Source organism: Pseudomonas sp. ES3-33, from assembly GCF_000952175.1.
Lineage (GTDB): Bacteria > Pseudomonadota > Gammaproteobacteria > Pseudomonadales > Pseudomonadaceae > Aquipseudomonas > Aquipseudomonas gregormendelii.
The window spans coordinates 121,662-142,691 of record NZ_JZRI01000046.1; the positions used below are offsets into that span (position 1 = coordinate 121,662).

The window sequence follows — 21,030 nt, forward strand, 5'->3', positions numbered from 1 at the left end:
AAAACCGCCTCTCTCGAGGCGGTTTTTCATTCAGCCAACAACCGGTGTTATTCCGCCAGCTTGAAGGTGATGAAGCTGGCACGACCCTGACGCAGGACTCGCATCGACACCGAACGATTCTTCGGCAGCGCCTTGGCGATCTCGGTGAACTCCTTGGTGGAACCGATCGCCTGGTTGTTCAGGTGAGTGATCACATCATTGGGCTGCAAGCCGATCAGCGAAGCAGGACCGTCCTGGACTTCCTTGATGATCACGCCACCCTTGAGGTCGTAGGTTTTCTTCTGCTCGGCAGTCAGCTCGGCTACCGAGACACCCAGGCGATTGCTGCTGCGCTCGACGCCGGATTTAGCCAGGGTCTCCAGCTCTTTGCCTTCTTCCGGGATCGCGCCAACGATCAGTTCCACATTCTGGCGTTTGCCGTCACGGATCACTTCGAGGTTGGCCTTGGAACCTGCCTTCAGCGCGCCCACCAGGTGCGGCAGGTCCGCAGACATGACGATCGGTTGACCGTTCATGGTGAGGATCACGTCGCCGACCCGCAGGTCGCCCTTGGCAGCAGGGCCGTCATCCTGGATCTGCGCAACCAGTGCTCCGGCCGGCTTATCCAGGCCAAACGACTCGGCAAGATCCTTGTTCACTTCCTGAATGACAACGCCCAGCCAGCCGCGGCTGACCTTGCCACCGCTTTTCAGCTGGTTGGACACATCCATGGCCACATCGATCGGGATGGCGAACGAAACGCCCATGAAGCCACCGGAGCGGGTGTAGATCTGCGAGTTGATCCCCACCACTTCACCGTTCAGGTTGAACAGCGGACCACCGGAGTTACCCGGGTTGATCGGCACGTCGGTCTGGATGAATGGCACATAGTTTTCGTTCGGCAGGCTGCGACCAATGGCGCTGACGATGCCTTGGGTCACGGTGTGGTCAAAGCCGAACGGCGAACCGATGGCAACCACCCACTGGCCCGCCTTCAGGTCCTGGGACTTGCCCAGTTTCAGAACGGGCAGGTCCTTGCCTTCGATCTTCAGCAGGGCCACGTCGGAACGTGGATCGGTGCCGACCAGCTTGGCTTTCAGTTCGCTACGATCGGCAAGCCGCACGAGAATCTCGTCGGCATCGGCGATCACGTGGTTATTGGTGAGAATGTAGCCGTCAGACGAGATGATGAACCCCGAGCCCAGGGATTGCGCCTGCTGGCGATCGCCCCTTGGCGAGCGCGGCGAGCGTGGCTGCGGCATGCCGCGTTCAAAAAACTCGCGCAGCATGGGCGGCAGGCCTTCGAGGTCGGGCATGTCCTCGGCAGATACTTTGCGGTCCGGCAATTTTTGCGTGGTACTGATGTTGACCACAGCGGGCGAGGCTTGCTCGACCAGTTGGGTAAAGTCAGGCAACTCGACCGCCTGTACGGCGACGGCCTGCCCGAGCACCAGCACAGTGGCGACAATGGAAAGGTAAGACTTCAAGCGTGGTATCGACATACGGCTCCCGTTACAACGAGCATGATTAAGCGATATGGAGCAAGGAACACCGGGAAAGATACGCCGGTATTTTTGTTCCGGGAACAACAAACAAGGCCAGAGCCGAGAGGCTGTGACCTATAAAAAATTCTGGAGTGTTTTGCAAACTGAAATGCTCACGAAACATTTCGCTATCGACTCACTACTTGGCTGCAGTGGCATCAGTGCGCATGGACAGCGCGATTCGCTCAGCGGTGCCAATCGGAATCTCACCGACGACCGTTACCATGATTTCGCCCTCAGGCGTGGTCAAGCGCCGCGAAACCGCCACAGTAGGCCCCAACTGCGTGCGTGTGTCAGTCACGGTTGCACCGTTCAGAGGTTCCAGGAATACCGAAAATCGAGACAGGCCGTCGTCATACATCAGGCTGCTGACCTGAGTCTTCGTCTGGAGATCCTTGTGTGCAGAGCTGCTGACCAGTTCAAACCCAGGCGGCAACCAATCCGAACGCCAGGCTTGCGCAACGTTCGCTGCAGAAGTCTTGTCGCCATCGGCGACAATCATCTTGCAGTCGGCGCCCGCTTGCAAATCACTGTCGGAAGGTACGTCGGAAGTATTGAGCTGGGTGAACTGGAAGCGTTCCAGCAACTGCCCCTTATCATTCAACAACAATGATTTGAGTGGCAGGCCGGTTTCCTTATCAAGATGCAGCTCGAAACCGTAGCGATGCTGATCCCGCGGCGTCAGCGCAACAATCACTGCTGGACGCCCGGCCACACGCGATTTGCCGATCACGGCAATTTCATACCAGTTCTTGAGCTTTTGTGGATCAAGTGCACGAGCAGCAGACTTGGAGGATTCCCCAAGCCCTGCAATCAGGGTGCCGCTGACGCATTGAGTACGCCCATCAACACGTACGACTTCCTGAGCCGAGCCGTCGAGCTGGAGTAGACGCTCGCGGACCTTGCCATCCTGGACACGATGCCAGATGTTGTGGGTAGAAAAACTACCGTTACGCTCGTAGACAAAAGTACCGTTAAAGCTTTGCGTCTGCTCGGCATGGCCCAGCCGGGTCAACCAGTCCTGGGCTTCATCCGCGTGGGCTGGAACAATGAACCAGCCACTGAGCAGAAGCGAAAGTAGAGGTATGGCGCGCATGATCCTCCTTAACGGTTTTCCAGGCTTGCTGCACGAGCGTATGGCAGTGCGCTTTCAGTACCTTTTAACGCAGCTTCCTGAGCGTGTTGGCGCAGGTAGGTCGGCAGACGCTGGTCGTGCCAGCCTGGCTGACCTTGCAGCACGCCATTGGCCATAGGGCCATTCGCTTCAGAACTTTCACTATAGCCTGCCAATACCGCTGGGCCTTTGACCTGAGGAACGGCCAAGCCAGGCTGGTTGGACTGCTGTGCCAATTCCACACCGGCGATCTCGTCCTGGTTGTACAGGCGAACACCGGCCAGAACGGCCACGGTCACGGAGGCAGCTACTGCCAGGCGACCCAGGCTACGCCATGGACCACGGGTGGCTTTTGCCGGTACGGTTTCGTCAGCCAAGGCTGCCGAGACGGCCGCCGCAATATCCAGGCGTGGAAGCAGCAGATCCTTGTGCATGACTGCCCGAGCGATTTGATAACGAGCCCAGGTTTCACGGGTTTCAACATCGTCGAAGGCATTCAACACCCGACGCAATTCCAGTTCGTCCGCTTCGTTATCCATCACTGCGGACAGCGATTCCTGCAGGGCTTCACGACTCATGGCGTTCCTCTCTTGGCTGTCGCCGCTGTCTTTAGTTTTCCTGCAACAACGGCTGCAGGGCTTTATCGATGGCTTCCCGAGCGCGAAAAATCCGGGAGCGCACGGTACCCACCGGACATTGCATGACTGCTGCAATGTCCTCGTAACTCAGACCATCGAATTCACGTAAAGTTAAGGCCGTACGCAAATCTTCTGGCAGTTGCTGGATGGTCCGATGGACGGTGCCTTCGATCTCATCCCGCAGCAATGCGCGTTCTGGGGACTCGAGATCCTTCAGGCCATGATCGCCATCGTAGAACTCTGCATCTTCGGAACTGACATCGCTATCCGGCGGCCGGCGGCCGCGTGAAACCAGATAGTTCTTCGCCGTGTTAATGGCGATGCGGTAAAGCCACGTGTAAAACGCGCTGTCTCCGCGAAAATTACCAAGTGCACGGTACGCCTTGATAAAGGCTTCCTGTGCCACATCCTGGGCTTCATGGGTGTCGTGCACGAAACGCACGATCAACCCGAGAATTTTGTGCTGATACTTCAGCACCAGCAGATCGAAAGCTCGCTTGTCGCCACGCTGAACGCGCTCGACCAGCTGCTGATCCTCTTCCTGGGTTAGCATGAACACTCCTCGATAAGCTCGAAGGAGGCTTGCATAACTAAACGACCAGACTTGCAAACATAGACTCGGGCTTTTCGCAAAAGTTCTCCCCCTCCAAGCAAGTTTCCTGCGGGCTCTGATTTGGCACGCACGAAAAGCGCAGCGCGGGTCAACCCGGCTGCGCGAATAATCTTGTCGCCGGATTCACGTGGCAGGCCTCTGAACACAGATCCTGCACTGAAGCCGACACTGTCCCTTGAATCGGGCAACGGTCTATTGATCTTGGCACTTTGGCAAAAGTTCCAATTATTTATAGCCTTGCACCAACAGCAATGGGCGAATTCGAGCAGAAAACGACTGTTAAATCCACGATACAGTCATGCTGTCGCCGAACCGGTGAAAAAACCATCCGACGAAGCGTCCGACTTTTCCTGTCATCGTAGTTTCACAATGCCATGCCGCCTCGGCTATTGTGCCGCTCCCCCCCTCTATATACTAGTGGGCTGTGTGGCTGCCTTGACTTGCCGTTGCGGAGTCTTGCGCCAACCCCGACTCGGGTCGCTTTGTGCGGAATTCTGAAATGAGCCAACAGTTTCAACACGATGTTCTGGTAATAGGCAGCGGCGCTGCAGGCTTGAGCCTGGCGCTGACCTTGCCTGGTGATTTGCGCATCGCCGTTTTGAGCAAGGGCGACCTCGCCAACGGCTCGACATTCTGGGCCCAGGGCGGGGTCGCTGCAGTGCTGGACGATACCGATACTGTCGAATCCCACGTTGATGACACCCTCAACGCCGGCGGCGGGTTGTGCCATGAAGATGCCGTGCGTTTTACCGTCGAGCACAGCAAGGAAGCCATTCAATGGCTGATCGACCAGGGCGTGCCCTTTACCCGTGACGAGCAGTCGGGCACTGAAGATGGCGGATTTGAATTCCATTTGACCCGCGAAGGCGGTCACAGCCATCGGCGCATCATCCACGCCGCCGATGCAACCGGCGCTGCAATTTTCCGCACCCTGCTCGCCCAGGCCCGGCAAAGACCGAACATTGAACTGCTGGAACAGCGGGTGGCGGTCGACCTGATCACCGAAAAACGCCTGGGCCTGGCCGGCGATCGCTGCCTGGGTGCCTACGTGCTCAACCGCGGCACCGGGGAAGTCGACACCTACGGTGCGCGGTTTGTGATCCTCGCGTCTGGTGGTGCCGCCAAGGTCTACCTCTACACCAGCAATCCCGATGGCGCCTGCGGTGACGGGATTGCAATGGCGTGGCGCTCGGGCTGCCGGGTGGCCAACCTGGAGTTCAACCAGTTCCATCCGACTTGCCTGTATCACCCGCAAGCCAAGAGCTTTCTGGTGACAGAAGCCCTGCGCGGCGAAGGTGCGCACCTGAAACTGCCCAACGGCGAACGTTTCATGCAGCGTTTCGACCCGCGTGCCGAACTCGCGCCCCGGGACATCGTGGCACGGGCCATCGATCATGAAATGAAGCGCCTGGGGGTGGACTGCGTCTACCTGGACATCAGCCACAAGCCGGAAGCGTTCATCAAGAGCCACTTCCCGACAGTGTACGAACGCTGCCTCGAATTCTCCATCGACATCACCAAACAGCCGATCCCCGTGGTACCGGCTGCGCACTACACGTGCGGCGGGGTGATGGTCGACCAGCACGGTCGCACCGATGTCCCAGGCCTGTATGCCATCGGCGAAACCAGCTTCACCGGGCTGCACGGCGCTAACCGCATGGCCAGCAACTCGCTGCTGGAATGCTTTGTGTACGCACGGTCAGCGGCGGCGGACATTCTAAAACAGCTGCCTGCAGTGTCGATCCCGATCGACCTGCCGGTCTGGGATGCCAGCCAGGTCACCGATTCGGACGAGGACGTGATCATTGCGCACAACTGGGATGAACTGCGCCGTTTCATGTGGGACTACGTCGGCATCGTGCGCACCAACAAGCGTCTGCAGCGCGCCCAGCACCGGGTACGTTTGCTGCTTGATGAGATCGACGAGTTCTACAGCAACTATAAAGTCAGCCGGGACCTGATCGAGTTGCGCAACCTGGCCCAGGTGGCCGAGCTGATGATCCGCTCGGCCATGGAACGCAAGGAAAGCCGCGGTCTGCACTACACGCTCGACTACCCGAACCTGTTGCCGGTGGCGCTGGACACTATTCTGGTGCCGCCCACCTACGTCGACTGAACCTCAACCGCACCCGCAGGCGGCGGTGCACATCTACCGCCTGCGAATCCCGGGGTACGCACACTGATCGGACCCTTCTCTCGCCTCGCAGGCGAAAGCGCAACACCACGATCAGTGGCAGCGCCAGGCTGTCCGGGCGCAACTGCACCGGCTGCCAGCCCCTGGCCTCATTCCACAACTGCCAGCCATCGGCATCTCGACGCAGCCCGCGAAACGCCTGGGGATGACTCAACAGAATCTGCCTAGGCAAGACCCACGCACCGTGGGCCACGCACAGCAGCACCCCAAGCGCAGTGGCCCAGAGTGGAATGGAGAGCAGGAACAACGAAACCAGCGCGAGCAGCTGCGCCAGCAGATAGGCCGCCAGCAGCTGCCGTGAGGCGTGCCAGCGGCATTCAAACAGGTTACTTGGGCTGGACACGATCCAGGATCATCCGGACCATGCGCTGCAGCTCCGGGTCTTCCGATTCAGCGCGTTCCATGAACCAGCCGAACATGTCCTGGTCTTCACACTCGAGCAACCGGACGTAGCAGTCGCGGTCGACTTGGTTCAGATGCGGATAAACCTCTTTGACGAAGGGCACCAGCAACACGTCAAGTTCAAGCATGCCGCGGCGGCTGTGCCAGTAGAGGCGATTGAGTTCAACATTTTCGACCATGGAGCGCTCCTCAAATAGGCCGCAAGTATACAGCCCCGTGCCCGGCGGGACACTCGGCTTTGGTCGGGCGCGATCAGGCTTTTGTAAACTACCCATTTCGAGGGCACACCCTTATGATGTCCTCCAGACTCTTTACCCTGCGATGACTCATGGCCGATTCTGCTTTTTTTTGCACCCTGTCTCACGAAGGCGTACTCGCGGTCCGAGGCGCGGACGCCAGTAAATTCCTGCAAGGCCAGTTGACCTGCAACCTCAACTACCTGAGTGATACCCAGGCCAGCCTGGGCGCGCGCTGCACGCAAAAAGGTCGGATGCAATCGAGTTTCCGCATCCTGCTGGAAGGAGACGGCGTGCTCATGGCCATGGCGAGCGAACTGCTGGAGCCGCAGTTGGCGGACCTTAAAAAATACGCCGTGTTTTCCAAATCCAAATTGACCGACGAAAGCGCCGCCTGGGTCCGCTTTGGCCTGGAGCATGGCGACGCTGCACTGAACGCCCAGGGTTTAGACCTGCCGGCAGTCACCGACAGTGTCGCGCGCCACGGCGGTCTCGTCGCCATCAGGGTTTCGCCTGACCGCGCCGAACTCTGGGTGGCTGCCAATCAGGCCGCTGCCGTGAAGCAACAGCTGGCTGCCGTACTGGCTGAAGGCGAACTCAATCAATGGCTGCTGGGCCAGATTCGCGCCGGGATTGGCCAGGTCATGGCGGGCACCCGCGAGCTGTTTATCCCGCAGATGCTGAACCTGCAAGCCATCGGTGGGGTGAGTTTCAAGAAAGGTTGCTACACCGGCCAGGAAATCGTCGCGCGCATGCAGTACCTGGGCAAGCTAAAGCGCCGGCTGTATCGCCTGCAACTGACTGGCGATGCATTGCCGGAGCCCGGCGCGCCGCTGTTTTCCCCCAGCCACGCCAGCGCCATAGGCGAAGTGGTGATCGCGGCACAGGCAGGCCAAGACATTGAACTACTGGCAGTATTGCAGGCCGAAGCAGCGGAAGGTGGTGATGTTCACCTGGGCAGCCTCGAAGGGCCTGCCCTGACCTTGCTTGACCTACCTTACGAGCTGGATCGCGACCGCGAAATCCAGCGCTAAAGGCAGCACCTCTCGCAATACCCTCCTGGATAGACAAAATGAGCAAGCTGGCGGAAAAGGTCCAACAGGATTTGGTTGCGGCCATCGACAACGATGACCTGGTTCTGCCTACGTTGCCCGAGGTGGCCTTGCAGATTCGCAAGGCTGCCGAAGACCCGGAAATCAGTGTCAGTGCCCTCGGCAAGGTGATTGGCCGCGATACGGCGTTGTCGGCGCGCCTGATCAAGGTGGTCAACAGCCCGTTGCTGCGCGCCACTCAGGAAGTCACTGACCTGCACACGGCGATCACCCGCCTGGGCGTCAACTACAGCAGCAACCTCGCGATTGGCCTGGTCATGGAGCAGATCTTCAACGCCCGTTCCGAGGTGGTCGAGCAGAAAATGCGCGAAGTCTGGCACAAGAGCCTGGAAATCGCCGGCGTCAGCTATGCACTGTGCCGTCGCTATACCCAACTCAAGCCAGACCAGGCCGCTCTTGGCGGGCTGGTGCACCAGATCGGCGTGCTGCCGATCCTGACGTATGCCGAAGATCACAATGAGTTGCTGGCCGACGCAGTGAGCCTCAATCACGTCATCGACCAGATCCATCCGCTGATCGGCGAAAAGTTGCTCAAGGTCTGGGATTTTCCCGAGAAGCTGGTGCAAATTCCCCGGCTGTACCTGGATCTGCAGCGCGATTCCGAACGCCTGGACTATGTCGACCTGGTGCAGGTCGCCAGCTTGTACTGCCACAAGAACAGCAATCACCCGCTCTCGCGAGTCGATGCCCTTGAAGTGCCGGCGTTCCGGAAAATGGGGATTGACCCGCAGAACGAGACGCTGTGCAGGGATCTGGAAGAGTCGCGGTCGATGTTTTACTGAGCCTTGTGCTCAGTAACCCTGGGGCCACTGCGCAACCTTTATCCCGCGACGAAACTCACCCGAACCTTCAAGCCCGAGTGCTCGCCATCGTGCAGACTGATTTGTGCCAGGTGCGCACGGCAGATCTCACCGACAATCGCCAGGCCCAGTCCCGACCCGGCGACCTGCTGATTGCGTCGGTAAAATCGTTCGAATACCCGCTCACGCTCTTCAAGGGGAATTCCCGGGCCATCGTCCTCGACCTCCAGCACCGCCGGCGCAGTGACCCGCAGAATCACATTGCCGCCCGATGGCGTGTGGGCCAGCGCGTTGTCTACCAGATTACTCAGCAGCTCGTTCAACAGCGTGGGTTCGCCGCGCAACCACACCGGTTCGTCTGCTTCCAGGGCCAGCGCCACCCCGCGAGCATGGGCAAGAGGCGCCATGGCCATGCCCAGCTCCCGGGCCAGTTGGCTGAGATCGAGCAACTGCGCACCGCCCTCGGCGATCGCCCGGGCGCCGTTCTCCACCCTGGCCAGTGACAGCAGCTGGTTCGCCAGATGGGTCAGGCGGTCGGTGCCCTGGGCTGCGGTTTCCAGGGTGCTGCGCCAGGTTTGCGGTTCGGTTGCCCGCAAGCCCAGTTCCAAACGTGCCTTGAGCGCCGCCAGCGGAGTGCGCAATTCGTGCGCGGCATCGGCGATAAATTGCGCCTGGCGCTCGAACTGCCCGCGCAGGCGTTCGGTGAAATGGTTGAGCGCGCGCACCAGCGGCCATAATTCGTGCTGAACCTCCACCAGTGGCAGTGGCCGCAAATCGTCCGGCTGACGCTCTTCCACGGCAGTGCGCAAGCGTTCCAGGGGCCGCAGCGCAGCGCTGACGGCAAACCACACCATCAACAGCGCTCCGATTGCCAGCATGCCCAGGCGCAGCAGGGTGTCCGCCGCGAGGCTGCGGGCCATGTCGACCCTGGCTTCATCGGTTTCCGCGACCCGAATCTCCGCCATGCCGTTCATGTTCGGCTCGCTGACCGGCTTGAGCAGGCTGACCACGCGAACATTCTGGCCCTGATACTTGGCGTTGTAGAACCGCGCGAGGGCCGGGTAATCGTCGGTGCGCGGGGTCCCCGGGGGCGGTGGAGGAAGGTTTTCATAGCCGGAGATCAGTTTCTGGTTGATGTCGTTGACCAGGTAGAAAATTCGCCCGGCGCTGTCGTAGGCGAAGGTATCGAGCGCCACATAGGGCACGTCGGCGCTGAGGGTGCCGTCGACCTGGGAGACCCCCGCAGCGATGGTTCGCGCCGAGGCCAGCAAGGTGCGGTCATAGGCCGTATCGGCGGCCTCGCGACCATTCCAGTAAGCGCTCAATCCACTGGCCAGCATCAACACCACCAGCAACAGCGCCAGGTTCCACAACAACCGCCAGCGCAGGCTGCTGGGCTTATGCATCGCGGCTTTCCAGCAAGTACCCGAGGCCGCGGAAGGTCACGATGGCGACCGACTGGCCGTCGAGTTTCTTGCGCAGGCGGTGCACGTAGATTTCGATCGCGTCGGGGCTGGCTTCCTCGTCCAGGCCGAATACCTGGGAGGCCAGTTGCTCCTTGCTCATCACCCGCCCCGGCCGGGCAATCAGCGCCTCGAGCACCGCCTGTTCACGGGAGGTCAGGGTGAGTAATTCCTCGGCGAGGGTGAAGCGTCGAGTGTCCAGGTCATAGGAGAGCACACCGCAAGTCTGCTGGCGCTCGCCACCCAGCACGCTGCGGCGCAGCAGGGCCTTGACCCGTGCCTCAAGCTCGGTCAGCTCAAAGGGCTTGGCCAGATAATCGTCGGCGCCCAGGTTGAGGCCATGCACCCGATCCTTGACGTCACTACGGGCCGTCAACATCAGCACCGGCAGGTTCTTGCCCCGGGAGCGCAGGCGCGCCAACACCTCGAAGCCATCCATGCGTGGCAACCCGACGTCGAGGATCGCCATGGCGTAGTCCTCGCTGCTCAGTGCCAGGTCTGCGGCCACGCCATCGTGTAGTACGTCCACGGTCAGCCCCGTGCTTTTCAGCGCCTGGGCGACACTTTCGGCAAGCTGCAAGTGGTCTTCGACGAGCAGAACACGCATGGATCTTTACCTCATTCAGGGATGGTCGACGCCATTCTTTGGCGCGAAGTTTACAGCCCGATCCGGCGCTGTGAAGCAGCAAAACCGTGAAAGCACGCTGAAAGGTTGGCGAAAGGTTGGCCCGTTAAAGTCGGCCGACGGATGGTTTCGACTGCAAACCATCCCCCTTGCTTTGAAATGTAGCTCCCGAAAAACGCCTTGAAGCGTTTTCGCCAATAAGAACAATAAACGAGGTACTGCACCATGCCGTCTACACGCCGCCAGGCTGACCTGTCTCGTCCCATCCTTCGCTCCCCAACGCTTATCAACACCATTTGCATGGTGCGAAATTGCTTCGCCTGAATCATTCCAAAAACAATAACTCCCCTGGAGACACCTATGAATCGATCACTGCGCCGTTTCGCCCTCGCCGCCAGCTGCATACTCTTTGCTGGACAAATCATGGCCGAGCCCAAGCGCCCGGAATGCATCGCCCCCGCCTCGCCCGGCGGCGGTTTTGACCTGACGTGCAAGCTGGTACAGAGCGCCCTGGTGAACCAGAAACTGCTGAGCAAACCGATGCGCGTGACCTACATGCCCGGCGGAGTCGGCGCAGTGGCGTACAACGCGGTGGTTGCCCAGCGCCCGGCCGATGCCGGCACGCTGGTGGCGTGGTCAAGTGGTTCCCTGCTGAACCTGGCCCAGGGCAAGTTTGGTCGTTTCGACGAGAGCGCGGTGCGCTGGCTGGCGGCGGTCGGTACCAGCTATGGCGCGATCGCAGTGAAAAGCGATTCGCCCTACAAGACCCTCGACGACCTGGTACAGGCGCTGAAAAAAGACCCGAGCAAGGTAGTGATCGGCTCCGGCGGCACCGTGGGCAGCCAGGACTGGATGCAAACCGCGCTGATCGCCAAGGCCGCCGGGATCAACCCGCGCGACCTGCGTTACGTGGCCCTCGAAGGTGGCGGTGAAATCGCCACGGCGTTGCTGGGCGGGCATATCCAGGTCGGCAGCACCGACATCTCCGACTCCATGCCGCACATCCAGAGCGGCGACATGCGCCTGTTGGCGGTGTTCTCCGAGAAGCGCCTGGACGAGCCGGAAATGAAAGACATTCCGACCGCCAAGGAGCAAGGCTACGACATCGTCTGGCCAGTGGTTCGCGGCTTCTACCTCGGGCCGAAGGTCAGTGACGAGGATTACGCCTGGTGGAAAGACGCCTTCGACAAACTGCTGGCGTCCGATGAGTTCGCCAAGCTGCGCGATCAGCGTGAACTCTTCCCCTTCGCCATGACCGGCCCCGAGCTGGACACCTACGTGAAGCAGCAGGTCGCGGACTACAAAGTGCTGGCCAAAGAGTTCGGCCTGATCCAGTGATCGTCCTTGTCTAGCGGTTGCGACCCCGCCCCGGGGTCGCAGCCCAGGAGTTTCCCATGCTCTTACAACGCATTTTTGCTGCGGTGCTGTTGCTGGCCTGCGTCGGCCTGGCACTGATGGCATGGCCATATCAGGCCGCTTTTTCCTACGAGCCGGTCGGCCCACGGGCCTTTCCCCTGCTGATGCTCGGGCTGATGGGCTTGGGCCTGCTGTACATGCTGTTCCGTCCGACGCCGATCGTGCACAGCGACGATGACCCCAAACTCGACCGCGAAACCCTGAACAAGATCGGCATCTGCATCGTGCTGCTGCTGATCTTCGCCGGCCTGTTCGAACCGCTGGGCTTTATCCTCAGCAGCATCCTGATCGGTATCCCGATGGCTCGCCTGTACGGCGGTCGCTGGTGGCCGAGCATCGTGGTGACGACGCTGATGAGCGTTGGTCTCTACCTGCTGTTCGACAAGTTGATGGACGTGCCGTTGCCCCTGGGCCTGCTCGACGTTCTGGAGAACTGATATGGATACTTTTGGCTATTTGGGCCAGGGGTTCGGCGTCGCGCTGAGCCCGTACAACCTGGTGACTGCACTGTGTGGCACCCTGATAGGCACCGTCGTCGGCCTGTTGCCGGGCCTGGGCCCGATTAACGGCGTGGCCTTGCTGATCCCGATCGCGTTCGCCCTCGGCCTGCCGCCGGAGTCGGCGCTGATCCTGCTCGCGGCGGTGTACCTGGGTTGCGAATACGGCGGCCGGATCAGCTCGATCCTGCTGAACATCCCGGGTGAGGCCTCCACCGTGATGACCACCCTCGACGGTTACCCGATGGCGCGCAAGGGCCTGGCCGGCGTGGCACTTTCGCTGTCAGCCTGGAGTTCTTTCATCGGCGCGTTCATCGCCACCTGCGGCATGGTGCTGTTCGCGCCGCTGCTGGCGAAATGGGCGATTGCCTTCGGCCCGGCGGAATACTTCGTCCTGATGGTATTCGCGATTGTCTGCCTCGGCGGCATGGCTGGCGACCGACCGTTGAAGACGTTTATTGCGGCACTGATCGGCCTGTTCCTGTCGACCGTCGGCATCGACGCCAACAGCGGTGTGTACCGGTTCACCGGGGATAACATCCACCTGACCGATGGCATTCAGTTCGTGGTGCTGGTGCTGGGCCTGTTCTCCATCAGCGAAATCCTGCTGCTGCTGGAAAAAACCCACCGCGGCCAGGAAGCGGTAAAAGCCACCGGGCGCATGATGTTCAACTTCAAGGAAGCGTCGGCGGTGTTCGCGGTGAACATCCGGTGCGGCCTGCTTGGCTTCATCATGGGCGTGCTGCCAGGTGCCGGGGCCACCCTCGCCAGCGCCGTGGCCTACATGACCGAAAAACGCATTGCCGGGGCCAAGGGTACGTTCGGCCAGGGCGACATGCGCGGCCTGGCGGCACCGGAAACGGCCATCGGTGCTTCGGCCTGCGGCGCGCTGGTGCCGATGCTGACCCTGGGTGTTCCCGGCTCAGGCACCACGGCCGTGATGATCGGCGCCCTGTCGCTGTACAACATCACCCCAGGCCCGCTGCTGTTCCAGCAACAGCCAGACATCGTCTGGGGGCTGATCGCGTCACTGTTCGTCGCCAACATCATGCTGGTGATCCTCAACATCCCGATGATCCGCATATTCACCCGCATCCTTGCCGTGCCGAACTGGGCACTGGTGCCGGTGATCGCCATCATTACCGGGATCGGCGTCTACGCGGTGCACGCCACCACCTTCGACCTGTTCCTGATGATCGGCATCGGCATCTTCGGCTACATCCTGCGCAAGCTGGACTTCCCGCTGTCGCCGGTACTGCTGGGGTTCATCCTCGGCGGTTTGATGGAGCAGAACCTGCGTCGCGCCCTGTCGATCTCCAACGGAGCGCTGGAAATCCTCTGGTCCAGCCCGATCACCTTCGGGGTGTGGATACTGACGGCGCTGATGCTGTTGATGCCGTTGCTGCGGATCTGGCGCAAACGTTCGGTCGCTCGTCGCGCAGTCGCCGATGCCTGATCGAGCACCCCTCAACGCCTGGTGGGGTACGCCGCTGGTTGGCGCGCTGGGCGGTTACCTCGCCAGTCTGGTGGGCTGGCCGCTGCCGTGGATGGTCGGCTCGCTGCTGGCGATCATCCTGGTGCGCTGCCTAACGCCGTGGCAGTTGGCAGAGATCCCTGGCGGGCGTAAATGCGGCCAGTGGATCATCGGCATTGGTATCGGCCTGCACTTCACCCCGGTGGTGATGGAGCAGGTGCTGAGCCACTTCGGCCTGATATTTTTTGGCGCACTGGTCACCAGTCTGTCCGCCGTGGTCGGCGTCTGGCTGATGCGCCGGACGGGCGAAGATCGCGCCACCGCGTTCTTTTCCAGCATGCCCGGCGGCTCCGGCGAAATGGTCAACCTCGGTGCGCGCAATGGCGCAGTGTTGAGCCGTGTCGCTGCAGGGCAGAGTCTGCGAGTGCTGGTAGTGGTGCTGTGCGTACCAGCGGCATTCAAGTATCTGCTGGGTGACGGCGCACCGGTTTTCCATCCGGCGGCTGTCAGCTGGTGGTGGCTGGCCCTGCTCTTTCCGGCAGGCGCCATGGCCGCCTGGGTCTGGGATTTTCTGCGCCAACCCAACCCTTGGCTTTTCGGCCCGTTGCTGGTCACTTCGGCAGTGAGCATTGGCTGGGACCTGCACATCGGTTTACCCGATGGTGGCAGTCAGATCGGCCAATGGCTGATCGGCAGCGGACTGGGCTGCCACTTCAACCGGCAATTTTTCCGCCGGGCACCCTCGTTCATGGGCCGCACCTTGATAGCCACCGTGCTGACCATGCTGATCGCGACACTGGCGGCACTGGGGCTCAGTGCCTTGACCCATCTGGACTTGCGTTCGCTGACCCTGGGGATGATGCCCGGCGGGATTGCCGAGATGAGCCTGACTGCCGAGACCCTGCAGCTGTCGGTGCCACTGGTGACGGCGATGCAGGTGATGCGGTTGTTGTTTGTGCTGTTTCTGGCGGAGCCGTTGTTCAAGTACTGGAATCGCAATCCTGATTAGACCGGCGGCAACCGCCACTCGATGGGCGCTTCGCCGTTCTGTTCCAGAAACTTGTTGGTACGGCTGAAGTGCCCGCAACCGAGAAACCCGCGATAGGCCGACAAAGGCGACGGATGCACCGATGTCAGCACCAGGTGCTTGGTCGCATCGATCAGCTTCTGCTTGCTCTGGGCATGGGCGCCCCAGAGCATGAACACCAGATGCGGCTGATGGAGGCTGACCAGTTCAATGATCCGGTCGGTGAAAAACTGCCAGCCCTTGTCCTTGTGCGCATTGGCATTGGCGCGCTCAACCGTCATGGTGGTGTTGAGCATCAGCACGCCTTGATCGGCCCAGCTCTGCAAATAGCCGTGGTTGGGGATATCAATGTTCAGGTCGCGCTTGAGCTCTTTGTAGATGTTGACCAGCGATGGTGGCGCCGGCACGCCCGGTTGCACCGAGAAGCACAGGCCGTGGGCCTGACCCGGGCCGTGGTACGGATCCTGCCCGAGAATCACGACTTTGACTTTATCCAGGGGCGTCGAATTGAGCGCATTGAAAATCATCGGGCCAGGCGGATAGATCTCCTTGCCCGCCGCCCGCTCCTGCTGCAGGAAATTGCGCAACTCTGCCATGTAAGGCTGGTCGAACTCAGCACGCAGTGCCTCCTTCCAGCTCGGTTCGAGTTTGATACGGTCGTCAGCAGTCATGGTTACACCCGGCAAAAACAATGGGGGGAACCCTAAGAAGGCCGCTCACACTTGTCAATTGATCTGACGCAGATCCGGCACTTTCCTGCACAGCGATCATACTGAACGCTCAAATTCCTGATCGAGGTCACGATGAATCTGCACTTCGAAGAACTCACCGGTACCGACGGCGCACGCATCGGCGTGGCCACCCTGGATGCCGAAAAATCCCTGAATGCCCTGTCCCTGCCGATGATCAACGCATTGAGTCAGCAACTGGACGCCTGGGCCAAGGAGCCGCAAATCGTCTGCGTCCTGTTGCGCGGAAACGGTGCGAAGGCGTTCTGTGCCGGTGGCGAGGTGCGCAGCCTGGTGGAAGCCTGCCGCGCGCAACCGGGCGAAGTACCGCCCCTCGCCGCGCATTTTTTCGCGGCGGAATATCGCCTCGATTTCAACCTGCATACTTATCCCAAGCCACTGATCTGCTGGGGCCATGGTTACGTACTCGGTGGTGGCATGGGCCTGTTGCAAGGCGCAAGCCTGCGCATTGTTACGCCGAGCAGCCGCCTGGCAATGCCGGAAATCAGCATCGGCCTGTATCCGGACGTTGGCGCCAGCTGGTTCCTGTCGCGCCTGCCGGGCAAGCTCGGCCTGTTTCTAGGGCTGACAGGCGCGCACATGAATGCTCGCGATGCGATTGACCTCGACCTGGCTGACCGCTTCCTGCTCGATGAGCAACAGGAAGCGTTACTGGAAGGGCTGTTGCAGATCAACTGGCAGGAACAGACCGCCATGCAGCTCAACAGCCTGCTCAAGGCCTTGCAACAGCAAGCCCTGGCGCAGATGCCCGAGGCGCAATGGTTACCGCGCCGTCAGCAGATCGATGAGCTGCTGGATGTCAGTGACGTGCGCTGTGCCTGGAAAGCCATCAGCCAGCAGAGCGACCACAGCGACCCGCTGCTCAGCCGGGCTGCCAAGACCATGAGCGAAGGCTCGCCGCTGACTGCGCACCTGGTGTGGGAACAGATTGCCCGCGCGCGGCACATGTCGCTGGCGCAGGTATTCCAGATGGAATACACCCTGAGCCTGAACTGCTGCCGTCATCCGGAATTCAGTGAGGGGGTGCGGGCGCGATTGATCGACAAGGACCAGAAGCCGCATTGGCACTGGCCTGATATCAATAATGTGCCGGAGGCGGTAGTCGATGCGCATTTCCAGAAGGTTTGGGAAGGGCGCCATCCGCTTGCGGATCTCTCGGAATACTGAAAACAATTGCAGGAGCCGATTTTCTGGCGGTCCCAGCAACGCTGGTATGCCCGTTTAACCCGTAGGAGCTGCCGAAGGCTGCGATCTTTTGCCTTCGGCGCCCATTTTGACGCAGAAGATCAAAAGATCGCAGCCTTCGGCAGCTCCTGCGGGTGTGGTGTATCCGATGCGCAGCCATTCAGATGGCGGTATATCAGACGCATGTGACACGGGGGGCGGTGTATCAGACGCATAGCAATACAGATGGCGGTGTATCAGTCGCATGTAATACAGCTGGCGGTGTATCAGATACATCGTAGATTGCCGGCAATCCGTTGCCGGCAATCCGCCCCATCGGGGTTTCAACGGTTGCGGCCACCGCGGCCATCGTGATCACCGCGACCATTATGGTCGCCACGCCCACCGTGGCGTCCGCCGCCGCGATAGTCATTGTTGCCGCCGCCACGATTAGGTCCATCCCAGCCGTGCCGCTGTTGAGCCCGATAATCGGCCCGTGGTGACGAGTGGTAATAACGCGGTGCCGGCTGGTAGACCCGTGGCTGGTAATAATGCCGCGGAGTCGGCTGGTAATACCGCGCAGGCGGTGCGTAGTAGCGGCGCGGCTGGGTGTAATAACCGCCGCCTCCCGAGTAGTAAGTGCCGCCGGAATAGTAGGCAGGCGCGGGCGAGGTATAGACCTCGGAATTGTAGTAGCTGCCTCCTCCATCGGAATAGGGCACGCAGGCGCCCACTGACAATCCCAACGCAGCAATCAGAAGAATTCGCAGTTTTATTCGAGAGAGCATGGCGGCCTCCTGGACCGCGAGTGAGCCACACCAGCGACGCTGGCAGGCGACAGTCAATTATTCGGTGACTGTCGATAGATCAGACATCGATTCCGGAATCTGGTGCGGTCTTGCAATACGTTGAAACATCTCGCCGATGAAAGGTTCTTCATCTATCTCCTGCCCTTTGACCGGCACCACCACGATCCATTGCAGTGCACCGCCGCACCATCACAATGCGCACACCTATCCCCTCCCCTGCATGAAATCCGGCAGAACCCCGGCCCAGAGCGGTCGGGCCGACTTGGCACGGCTCTCGCTTTAACAAGTTCGTGCAGGAGTCATCACAGGTTCGCGGCACCACAATTTGCAATGGCTGACTAGGGTTCCGGCTCGCTAAGGCGAGTGGCTGGTCCGAGAGTTGGCGACCTCCAGTTGAGGTTACACGGCGGGACAAAAGCCCGGGAGACAAGCCACCGTTCGCGGTGCCGCGTTGCCTCCTGTCCGCCCATGATCAACTGGAGAACCACCATGTCCCAGCCTCGTTTACCCGTTCTGCTCGCCGCTGCCTTCGCAGCCATCGTGAGTTTCTCTTCCCAGGCCGCGCAAAAAGACCACTTCAGCGTCTGCTGGACCATCTACGCCGGCTGGATGCCCTGGGAATACGCAGGCAGCCAGGGCATCGTCGATAAATGGGCGAAAAAGTACGGCATCAAGATCGATGTGGTACAGCTCAACGACTACGTCGAATCCATCAACCAATACACCGCCGGCCAGTTCGACGGCTGCACCATGACCAACATGGACGCGCTGACCATCCCGGCAGCCGGCGGCGTCGACAGCACCGCGCTCATCGTCAGCGACTTCTCCAACGGCAACGACGGCATCGTGCTCAAGGGCGATGGCAAGAAAGTCACCGACCTCAAGGGCATGGACGTCAACCTGGTAGAGCTGTCGGTATCCCACTACCTGCTGGCCCGCGCGCTGGACTCGGTGGACCTCACCGAGAAGGACCTGAAAGTGGTCAACACTTCCGACGCCGACATCTCGGCCGCATTCAACACCGATCAAGTCAATGCAGTGACCACCTGGAACCCGATGCTCTCGGACATCAAGGCAAAACCCGGCGTGAGCGAGGTATTCAACTCCAGCCAGATCCCCGGCGAAATCATGGACATGATGGTCGTCAACAGCGCCACCCTCAAAGACAACCCTGCCCTGGGCAAGGCCCTGACCGGTGCCTGGTTCGAAGTGGTCGAGTTGATGAATCAGAAAAACGCCGCAGGCAAAACCGCGCTCGAACATATGGCCAAATCGTCCGGCACTGACCTGGCAGGTTTCCAGGCGCAACTGGACACCACCAAACTGTTCGCCACACCCCGGGAAGCACTCGACTTTGCCACTAGCAAACAACTGCCGGAAACCATGCGCAAGGTCGCTGAGTTTTCCTTCCAGCACGGCTTGCTCGGCGAAGGCGCCAAGGACACCAGCGCCGTCGGCATGGCCTTCGCCAATGGCGTGACCAGCGGTGACAAGGCCAACCTCAAGCTGCGTTTCGACCCGACCTATGTACAGCTGGCCGCCGACGCCAAGCTGTAACCAGGAGGACTGGCCATGCGCCTGATCAATCGTCACCCGGACCGCCCGAGTCGCCTTTTGTTGGTGATCCTGCCGTTCGCCCTGGTGCTGTTTGCCTACTTCATGGGCTCGGCCGAGCGACTGGCGGAAAACCCCAACGACAAGCTGCTGCCCAGCGCCGTGCAGATGACCGAAGCGATAAAACGCCTGGCGTTCAACGCCGACGCCCGCACCGGCGACTACCTGCTGTGGCAGGACACTGCATCGAGCCTGCGCCGCCTGGCCATCGGCCTGGGCATCAGCGCGCTGGCCGGCCTGTGCCTGGGTATTGCAGCCGGGACCCTGCCGCTGTTCGGCGCGCCGTTATCCCCCCTGCTGACGGTGCTGTCGATGGTGCCACCGCTGGCGATCCTGCCCATTCTGTTCATCGTGTTCGGGCTCGGAGAACTGTCCAAGGTGATGCTGATCGTCATCGGCATCACCCCCTGCCTGGCCCGTGACCTGGAACAGCGCGCCCGGGAAATTCCGCTGGAACTGCTGATCAAGGCCCAGACTCTCGGCGCTTCAACCTGGACCCTGATGCTGCGGGTGGTGCTGCCGCAATTGCTGCCGCGCCTGCTGATTTCCTTGCGACTGATGCTTGGCTCAGCCTGGTTATTCCTGATCGCCGCCGAAGCCATCGCCTCCACCGATGGCCTCGGTTACCGCATCTTCCTGGTACGCCGCTACCTGGCGATGGACGTGATCCTGCCGTATGTGGTGTGGATCACCCTGCTCGCCTGGTTGATGGACTGGGGTCTCAAGCACCTGACTCGGCGCGCATTCCCCTGGTATGAAGGGGCACGGGCATGAGCTTTATCACCGTAAAAAACGTCTGGCAGCAATACGCTGACCAGGTGGTGCTCGAAGGCTTGAACCTCAGGGTCAACGAAGGTGAATTCTGCACCCTGGTAGGCGCTTCAGGCTGCGGCAAGTCGACCTTCCTGCGCCTGCTGCTGGGCCAGGAACGCGCCAGTCGCGGCGAAATCCTGCTGGATGGCCAGGCCCTGGCCGGCGAACCGGATTCGAGTCGTGGGGTGGTATTCCAGCGGTACTCGGTATTCCCCCACCTGACGGTGCTGGACAACGTCGCACTCGGCCTTGAACTGCCGCACTCGCCGTTGTTCGGGCGATTGTTCGGCAGCGCAAAAAAAGAAGCCCGCGAACACGGCTCGGTGCTCCTGCACAAGGTGGGCCTCGGGCACTCGCTGGACAAGTACCCGGCGCAGTTGTCCGGCGGCATGCAACAACGGCTGGCCATCGCCCAGGCACTGATCATGAAACCGCGTGTGCTGCTACTCGACGAACCATTCGGCGCCCTCGACCCGGGCATCCGCAAGGACATGCACGGCCTGCTGCTGGAGCTGTGGCGCGAGACGCAACTGACGGTGTTCATGGTCACCCATGACCTGTCCGAAGGTTTCAGCCTGGGCACCCGCCTGCTGGTGTTCGACAAGGTTCGCGTCGACCCGCACGCCCCCGGCGCCTATGGCGCACGCATTACCTACGACATCCCTTTGAACAGCGACCGCCGCGTCCATCGCGCCGCCGTCGACGCTTTGCCGGCATCGCTGGCAGGCACGCTTGGAATCGCTTAGA

The 21,030-nt window shown here is 60.7% G+C and carries 21 protein-coding genes and 1 riboswitch; of the genes, 11 read left to right on the plus strand and 10 right to left on the minus strand.

Annotated features, from left to right (window positions below):
- Window positions 1-47: 47 nt before the first annotated feature.
- The 4 genes from UB23_RS07825 to rpoE form a co-directional block, all read right to left on the minus strand.
- Window positions 48-1,481: a DegQ family serine endoprotease gene (locus tag UB23_RS07825; RefSeq protein ID WP_045058773.1), complete on the minus strand. Its 1,434-nt coding sequence runs from the start codon at window positions 1,479-1,481 to the stop codon at window positions 48-50.
- 181 nt (window positions 1,482-1,662) lie between these two features.
- Window positions 1,663-2,619 (minus strand): MucB/RseB C-terminal domain-containing protein, encoded by a 957-nt coding sequence (locus UB23_RS07830; RefSeq protein ID WP_045058774.1) that lies wholly within the window; start codon window positions 2,617-2,619, stop codon window positions 1,663-1,665.
- An 8-nt stretch (window positions 2,620-2,627) separates the two neighbouring features.
- Window positions 2,628-3,215: a sigma-E factor negative regulatory protein gene (locus UB23_RS07835; protein ID WP_045058775.1), complete on the minus strand. Its 588-nt coding sequence runs from the start codon at window positions 3,213-3,215 to the stop codon at window positions 2,628-2,630.
- A gap of 31 nt (window positions 3,216-3,246) precedes the next feature.
- The gene (gene rpoE, locus UB23_RS07840; RefSeq protein WP_007944079.1) at window positions 3,247-3,828 is read right to left on the minus strand and encodes an RNA polymerase sigma factor RpoE; all 582 of its coding nucleotides are present in this window, start codon (window positions 3,826-3,828) and stop codon (window positions 3,247-3,249) included.
- Window positions 3,829-4,387: 559 nt separating this feature from the next.
- Here rpoE and nadB point away from each other — a divergent pair.
- Window positions 4,388-6,004 (plus strand): L-aspartate oxidase, encoded by a 1,617-nt coding sequence (nadB, locus tag UB23_RS07845; protein WP_045058776.1) that lies wholly within the window; start codon window positions 4,388-4,390, stop codon window positions 6,002-6,004.
- Here the strand turns inward: nadB and UB23_RS28355 are convergent.
- On the minus strand, window positions 5,973-6,425 hold the full coding sequence (locus UB23_RS28355; RefSeq protein ID WP_082069149.1) for a protein YgfX: 453 nt from the start codon (window positions 6,423-6,425) through the stop codon (window positions 5,973-5,975). The two genes, nadB and UB23_RS28355, sit on opposite strands and share 32 nt — an antisense overlap.
- Window positions 6,409-6,663, minus strand: coding sequence for an FAD assembly factor SdhE (locus tag UB23_RS07850; RefSeq protein ID WP_045058777.1), 255 nt, complete (start codon window positions 6,661-6,663; stop codon window positions 6,409-6,411). The genes UB23_RS28355 and UB23_RS07850 overlap by 17 nt, the downstream gene beginning before the upstream one ends.
- Window positions 6,664-6,812: 149 nt before the next feature.
- Between UB23_RS07850 and ygfZ the strand changes: the two genes are divergently transcribed.
- Both ygfZ and UB23_RS07860 read left to right on the plus strand, forming a co-directional pair.
- Complete coding sequence (gene ygfZ / locus UB23_RS07855; protein ID WP_045058778.1) at window positions 6,813-7,754, plus strand: CAF17-like 4Fe-4S cluster assembly/insertion protein YgfZ; 942 nt, start codon at window positions 6,813-6,815, stop codon at window positions 7,752-7,754.
- Between the two features lie 38 nt (window positions 7,755-7,792).
- On the plus strand, window positions 7,793-8,614 hold the full coding sequence (locus UB23_RS07860) for an HDOD domain-containing protein (RefSeq protein ID WP_045058779.1): 822 nt from the start codon (window positions 7,793-7,795) through the stop codon (window positions 8,612-8,614).
- A gap of 38 nt (window positions 8,615-8,652) precedes the next feature.
- Here the strand turns inward: UB23_RS07860 and UB23_RS07865 are convergent, their stop codons facing one another.
- The gene (locus tag UB23_RS07865) at window positions 8,653-10,038 is read right to left on the minus strand and encodes a sensor histidine kinase (RefSeq protein ID WP_045058780.1); all 1,386 of its coding nucleotides are present in this window, start codon (window positions 10,036-10,038) and stop codon (window positions 8,653-8,655) included.
- Window positions 10,031-10,702, minus strand: a complete 672-nt coding sequence (locus tag UB23_RS07870; RefSeq protein WP_045058781.1) for a response regulator — start codon at window positions 10,700-10,702, stop codon at window positions 10,031-10,033. Before UB23_RS07870 ends, UB23_RS07865 begins: the two co-directional genes overlap by 8 nt.
- 378 nt (window positions 10,703-11,080) lie before the next feature.
- Between UB23_RS07870 and UB23_RS07875 the strand changes: the two genes are divergently transcribed.
- From UB23_RS07875 to UB23_RS07890, 4 genes are read left to right on the plus strand one after another with little or no spacing between them, the layout of a single operon-like run.
- A complete protein-coding gene (locus tag UB23_RS07875) occupies window positions 11,081-12,058 on the plus strand; it encodes a Bug family tripartite tricarboxylate transporter substrate binding protein (RefSeq protein WP_045058782.1) in 978 nt (325 codons plus the stop codon).
- Window positions 12,059-12,114: 56 nt separating this feature from the next.
- The gene (locus tag UB23_RS07880; protein WP_045058783.1) at window positions 12,115-12,573 is read left to right on the plus strand and encodes a tripartite tricarboxylate transporter TctB family protein; all 459 of its coding nucleotides are present in this window, start codon (window positions 12,115-12,117) and stop codon (window positions 12,571-12,573) included.
- A gap of 1 nt (window position 12,574) precedes the next feature.
- Window positions 12,575-14,089 (plus strand): tripartite tricarboxylate transporter permease, encoded by a 1,515-nt coding sequence (locus tag UB23_RS07885; RefSeq protein ID WP_045058784.1) that lies wholly within the window; start codon window positions 12,575-12,577, stop codon window positions 14,087-14,089.
- The gene (locus UB23_RS07890) at window positions 14,082-15,116 is read left to right on the plus strand and encodes an AbrB family transcriptional regulator (RefSeq protein WP_045058785.1); all 1,035 of its coding nucleotides are present in this window, start codon (window positions 14,082-14,084) and stop codon (window positions 15,114-15,116) included. Before UB23_RS07885 ends, UB23_RS07890 begins: the two co-directional genes overlap by 8 nt.
- Here UB23_RS07890 and ung read toward each other — a convergent pair.
- Window positions 15,113-15,805, minus strand: coding sequence for a uracil-DNA glycosylase (gene ung, locus UB23_RS07895; RefSeq protein WP_045058786.1), 693 nt, complete (start codon window positions 15,803-15,805; stop codon window positions 15,113-15,115). The genes UB23_RS07890 and ung overlap by 4 nt on opposite strands.
- A 132-nt stretch (window positions 15,806-15,937) precedes the next feature.
- Here ung and UB23_RS07900 point away from each other — a divergent pair, with 132 nt between their 5' ends.
- Window positions 15,938-17,050, plus strand: a complete 1,113-nt coding sequence (locus UB23_RS07900) for an enoyl-CoA hydratase/isomerase family protein (RefSeq protein WP_045058787.1) — start codon at window positions 15,938-15,940, stop codon at window positions 17,048-17,050.
- A gap of 341 nt (window positions 17,051-17,391) precedes the next feature.
- Here the strand turns inward: UB23_RS07900 and UB23_RS07905 are convergent, their stop codons facing one another.
- The gene (locus UB23_RS07905; RefSeq protein WP_045058788.1) at window positions 17,392-17,835 is read right to left on the minus strand and encodes a hypothetical protein; all 444 of its coding nucleotides are present in this window, start codon (window positions 17,833-17,835) and stop codon (window positions 17,392-17,394) included.
- A 348-nt stretch (window positions 17,836-18,183) separates the two neighbouring features.
- A riboswitch (guanidine-I (ykkC/yxkD leader) is annotated at window positions 18,184-18,284 on the plus strand.
- Between the two features lie 61 nt (window positions 18,285-18,345).
- Here UB23_RS07905 and UB23_RS07910 point away from each other — a divergent pair.
- The 3 genes from UB23_RS07910 to UB23_RS07920 are packed head-to-tail and all read left to right on the plus strand — an operon-like array spanning window position 18,346 to window position 21,029.
- Window positions 18,346-19,413, plus strand: coding sequence for a putative urea ABC transporter substrate-binding protein (locus UB23_RS07910; protein WP_045058789.1), 1,068 nt, complete (start codon window positions 18,346-18,348; stop codon window positions 19,411-19,413).
- 15 nt (window positions 19,414-19,428) lie between these two features.
- Window positions 19,429-20,244 carry an ABC transporter permease gene (locus tag UB23_RS07915; RefSeq protein WP_045058790.1) on the plus strand — a complete coding sequence of 272 codons (816 nt, stop codon included), beginning with the start codon at window positions 19,429-19,431 and terminating at the stop codon, window positions 20,242-20,244.
- Window positions 20,241-21,029 carry an ABC transporter ATP-binding protein gene (locus UB23_RS07920; RefSeq protein ID WP_045058791.1) on the plus strand — a complete coding sequence of 263 codons (789 nt, stop codon included), beginning with the start codon at window positions 20,241-20,243 and terminating at the stop codon, window positions 21,027-21,029. Before UB23_RS07915 ends, UB23_RS07920 begins: the two co-directional genes overlap by 4 nt.
- Window position 21,030 lies beyond the last annotated feature (1 nt).

Excerpts from the sequence above, each read along its gene's own strand:
- UB23_RS07825 (WP_045058773.1), bottom strand. The coding sequence starts at position 1,481 with ATGTCGATACCACGCTTGAAGTCTTACCTTTCCATTGTCGCCACTGTG.
- UB23_RS07890 (WP_045058785.1), top strand. The coding sequence starts at position 14,082 with ATGCCTGATCGAGCACCCCTCAACGCCTGGTGGGGTACGCCGCTGGTT.
- nadB (WP_045058776.1), top strand. The coding sequence starts at position 4,388 with ATGAGCCAACAGTTTCAACACGATGTTCTGGTAATAGGCAGCGGCGCT.
- UB23_RS07870 (WP_045058781.1), bottom strand. The coding sequence starts at position 10,702 with ATGCGTGTTCTGCTCGTCGAAGACCACTTGCAGCTTGCCGAAAGTGTC.
- UB23_RS07910 (WP_045058789.1), top strand. The coding sequence starts at position 18,346 with ATGTCCCAGCCTCGTTTACCCGTTCTGCTCGCCGCTGCCTTCGCAGCC.
- UB23_RS07850 (WP_045058777.1), bottom strand. The coding sequence starts at position 6,663 with ATGGTCGAAAATGTTGAACTCAATCGCCTCTACTGGCACAGCCGCCGC.
- UB23_RS07835 (WP_045058775.1), bottom strand. The coding sequence starts at position 3,215 with ATGAGTCGTGAAGCCCTGCAGGAATCGCTGTCCGCAGTGATGGATAAC.
- UB23_RS07830 (WP_045058774.1), bottom strand. The coding sequence starts at position 2,619 with ATGCGCGCCATACCTCTACTTTCGCTTCTGCTCAGTGGCTGGTTCATT.
- UB23_RS07865 (WP_045058780.1), bottom strand. The coding sequence starts at position 10,038 with ATGCATAAGCCCAGCAGCCTGCGCTGGCGGTTGTTGTGGAACCTGGCG.
- UB23_RS07900 (WP_045058787.1), top strand. The coding sequence starts at position 15,938 with ATGAATCTGCACTTCGAAGAACTCACCGGTACCGACGGCGCACGCATC.
- UB23_RS07885 (WP_045058784.1), top strand. The coding sequence starts at position 12,575 with ATGGATACTTTTGGCTATTTGGGCCAGGGGTTCGGCGTCGCGCTGAGC.
- ygfZ (WP_045058778.1), top strand. The coding sequence starts at position 6,813 with ATGGCCGATTCTGCTTTTTTTTGCACCCTGTCTCACGAAGGCGTACTC.
- UB23_RS07880 (WP_045058783.1), top strand. The coding sequence starts at position 12,115 with ATGCTCTTACAACGCATTTTTGCTGCGGTGCTGTTGCTGGCCTGCGTC.
- rpoE (WP_007944079.1), bottom strand. The coding sequence starts at position 3,828 with ATGCTAACCCAGGAAGAGGATCAGCAGCTGGTCGAGCGCGTTCAGCGT.
- ung (WP_045058786.1), bottom strand. The coding sequence starts at position 15,805 with ATGACTGCTGACGACCGTATCAAACTCGAACCGAGCTGGAAGGAGGCA.
- UB23_RS07905 (WP_045058788.1), bottom strand. The coding sequence starts at position 17,835 with ATGCTCTCTCGAATAAAACTGCGAATTCTTCTGATTGCTGCGTTGGGA.
- UB23_RS07860 (WP_045058779.1), top strand. The coding sequence starts at position 7,793 with ATGAGCAAGCTGGCGGAAAAGGTCCAACAGGATTTGGTTGCGGCCATC.
- UB23_RS07875 (WP_045058782.1), top strand. The coding sequence starts at position 11,081 with ATGAATCGATCACTGCGCCGTTTCGCCCTCGCCGCCAGCTGCATACTC.
- UB23_RS07915 (WP_045058790.1), top strand. The coding sequence starts at position 19,429 with ATGCGCCTGATCAATCGTCACCCGGACCGCCCGAGTCGCCTTTTGTTG.
- UB23_RS07920 (WP_045058791.1), top strand. The coding sequence starts at position 20,241 with ATGAGCTTTATCACCGTAAAAAACGTCTGGCAGCAATACGCTGACCAG.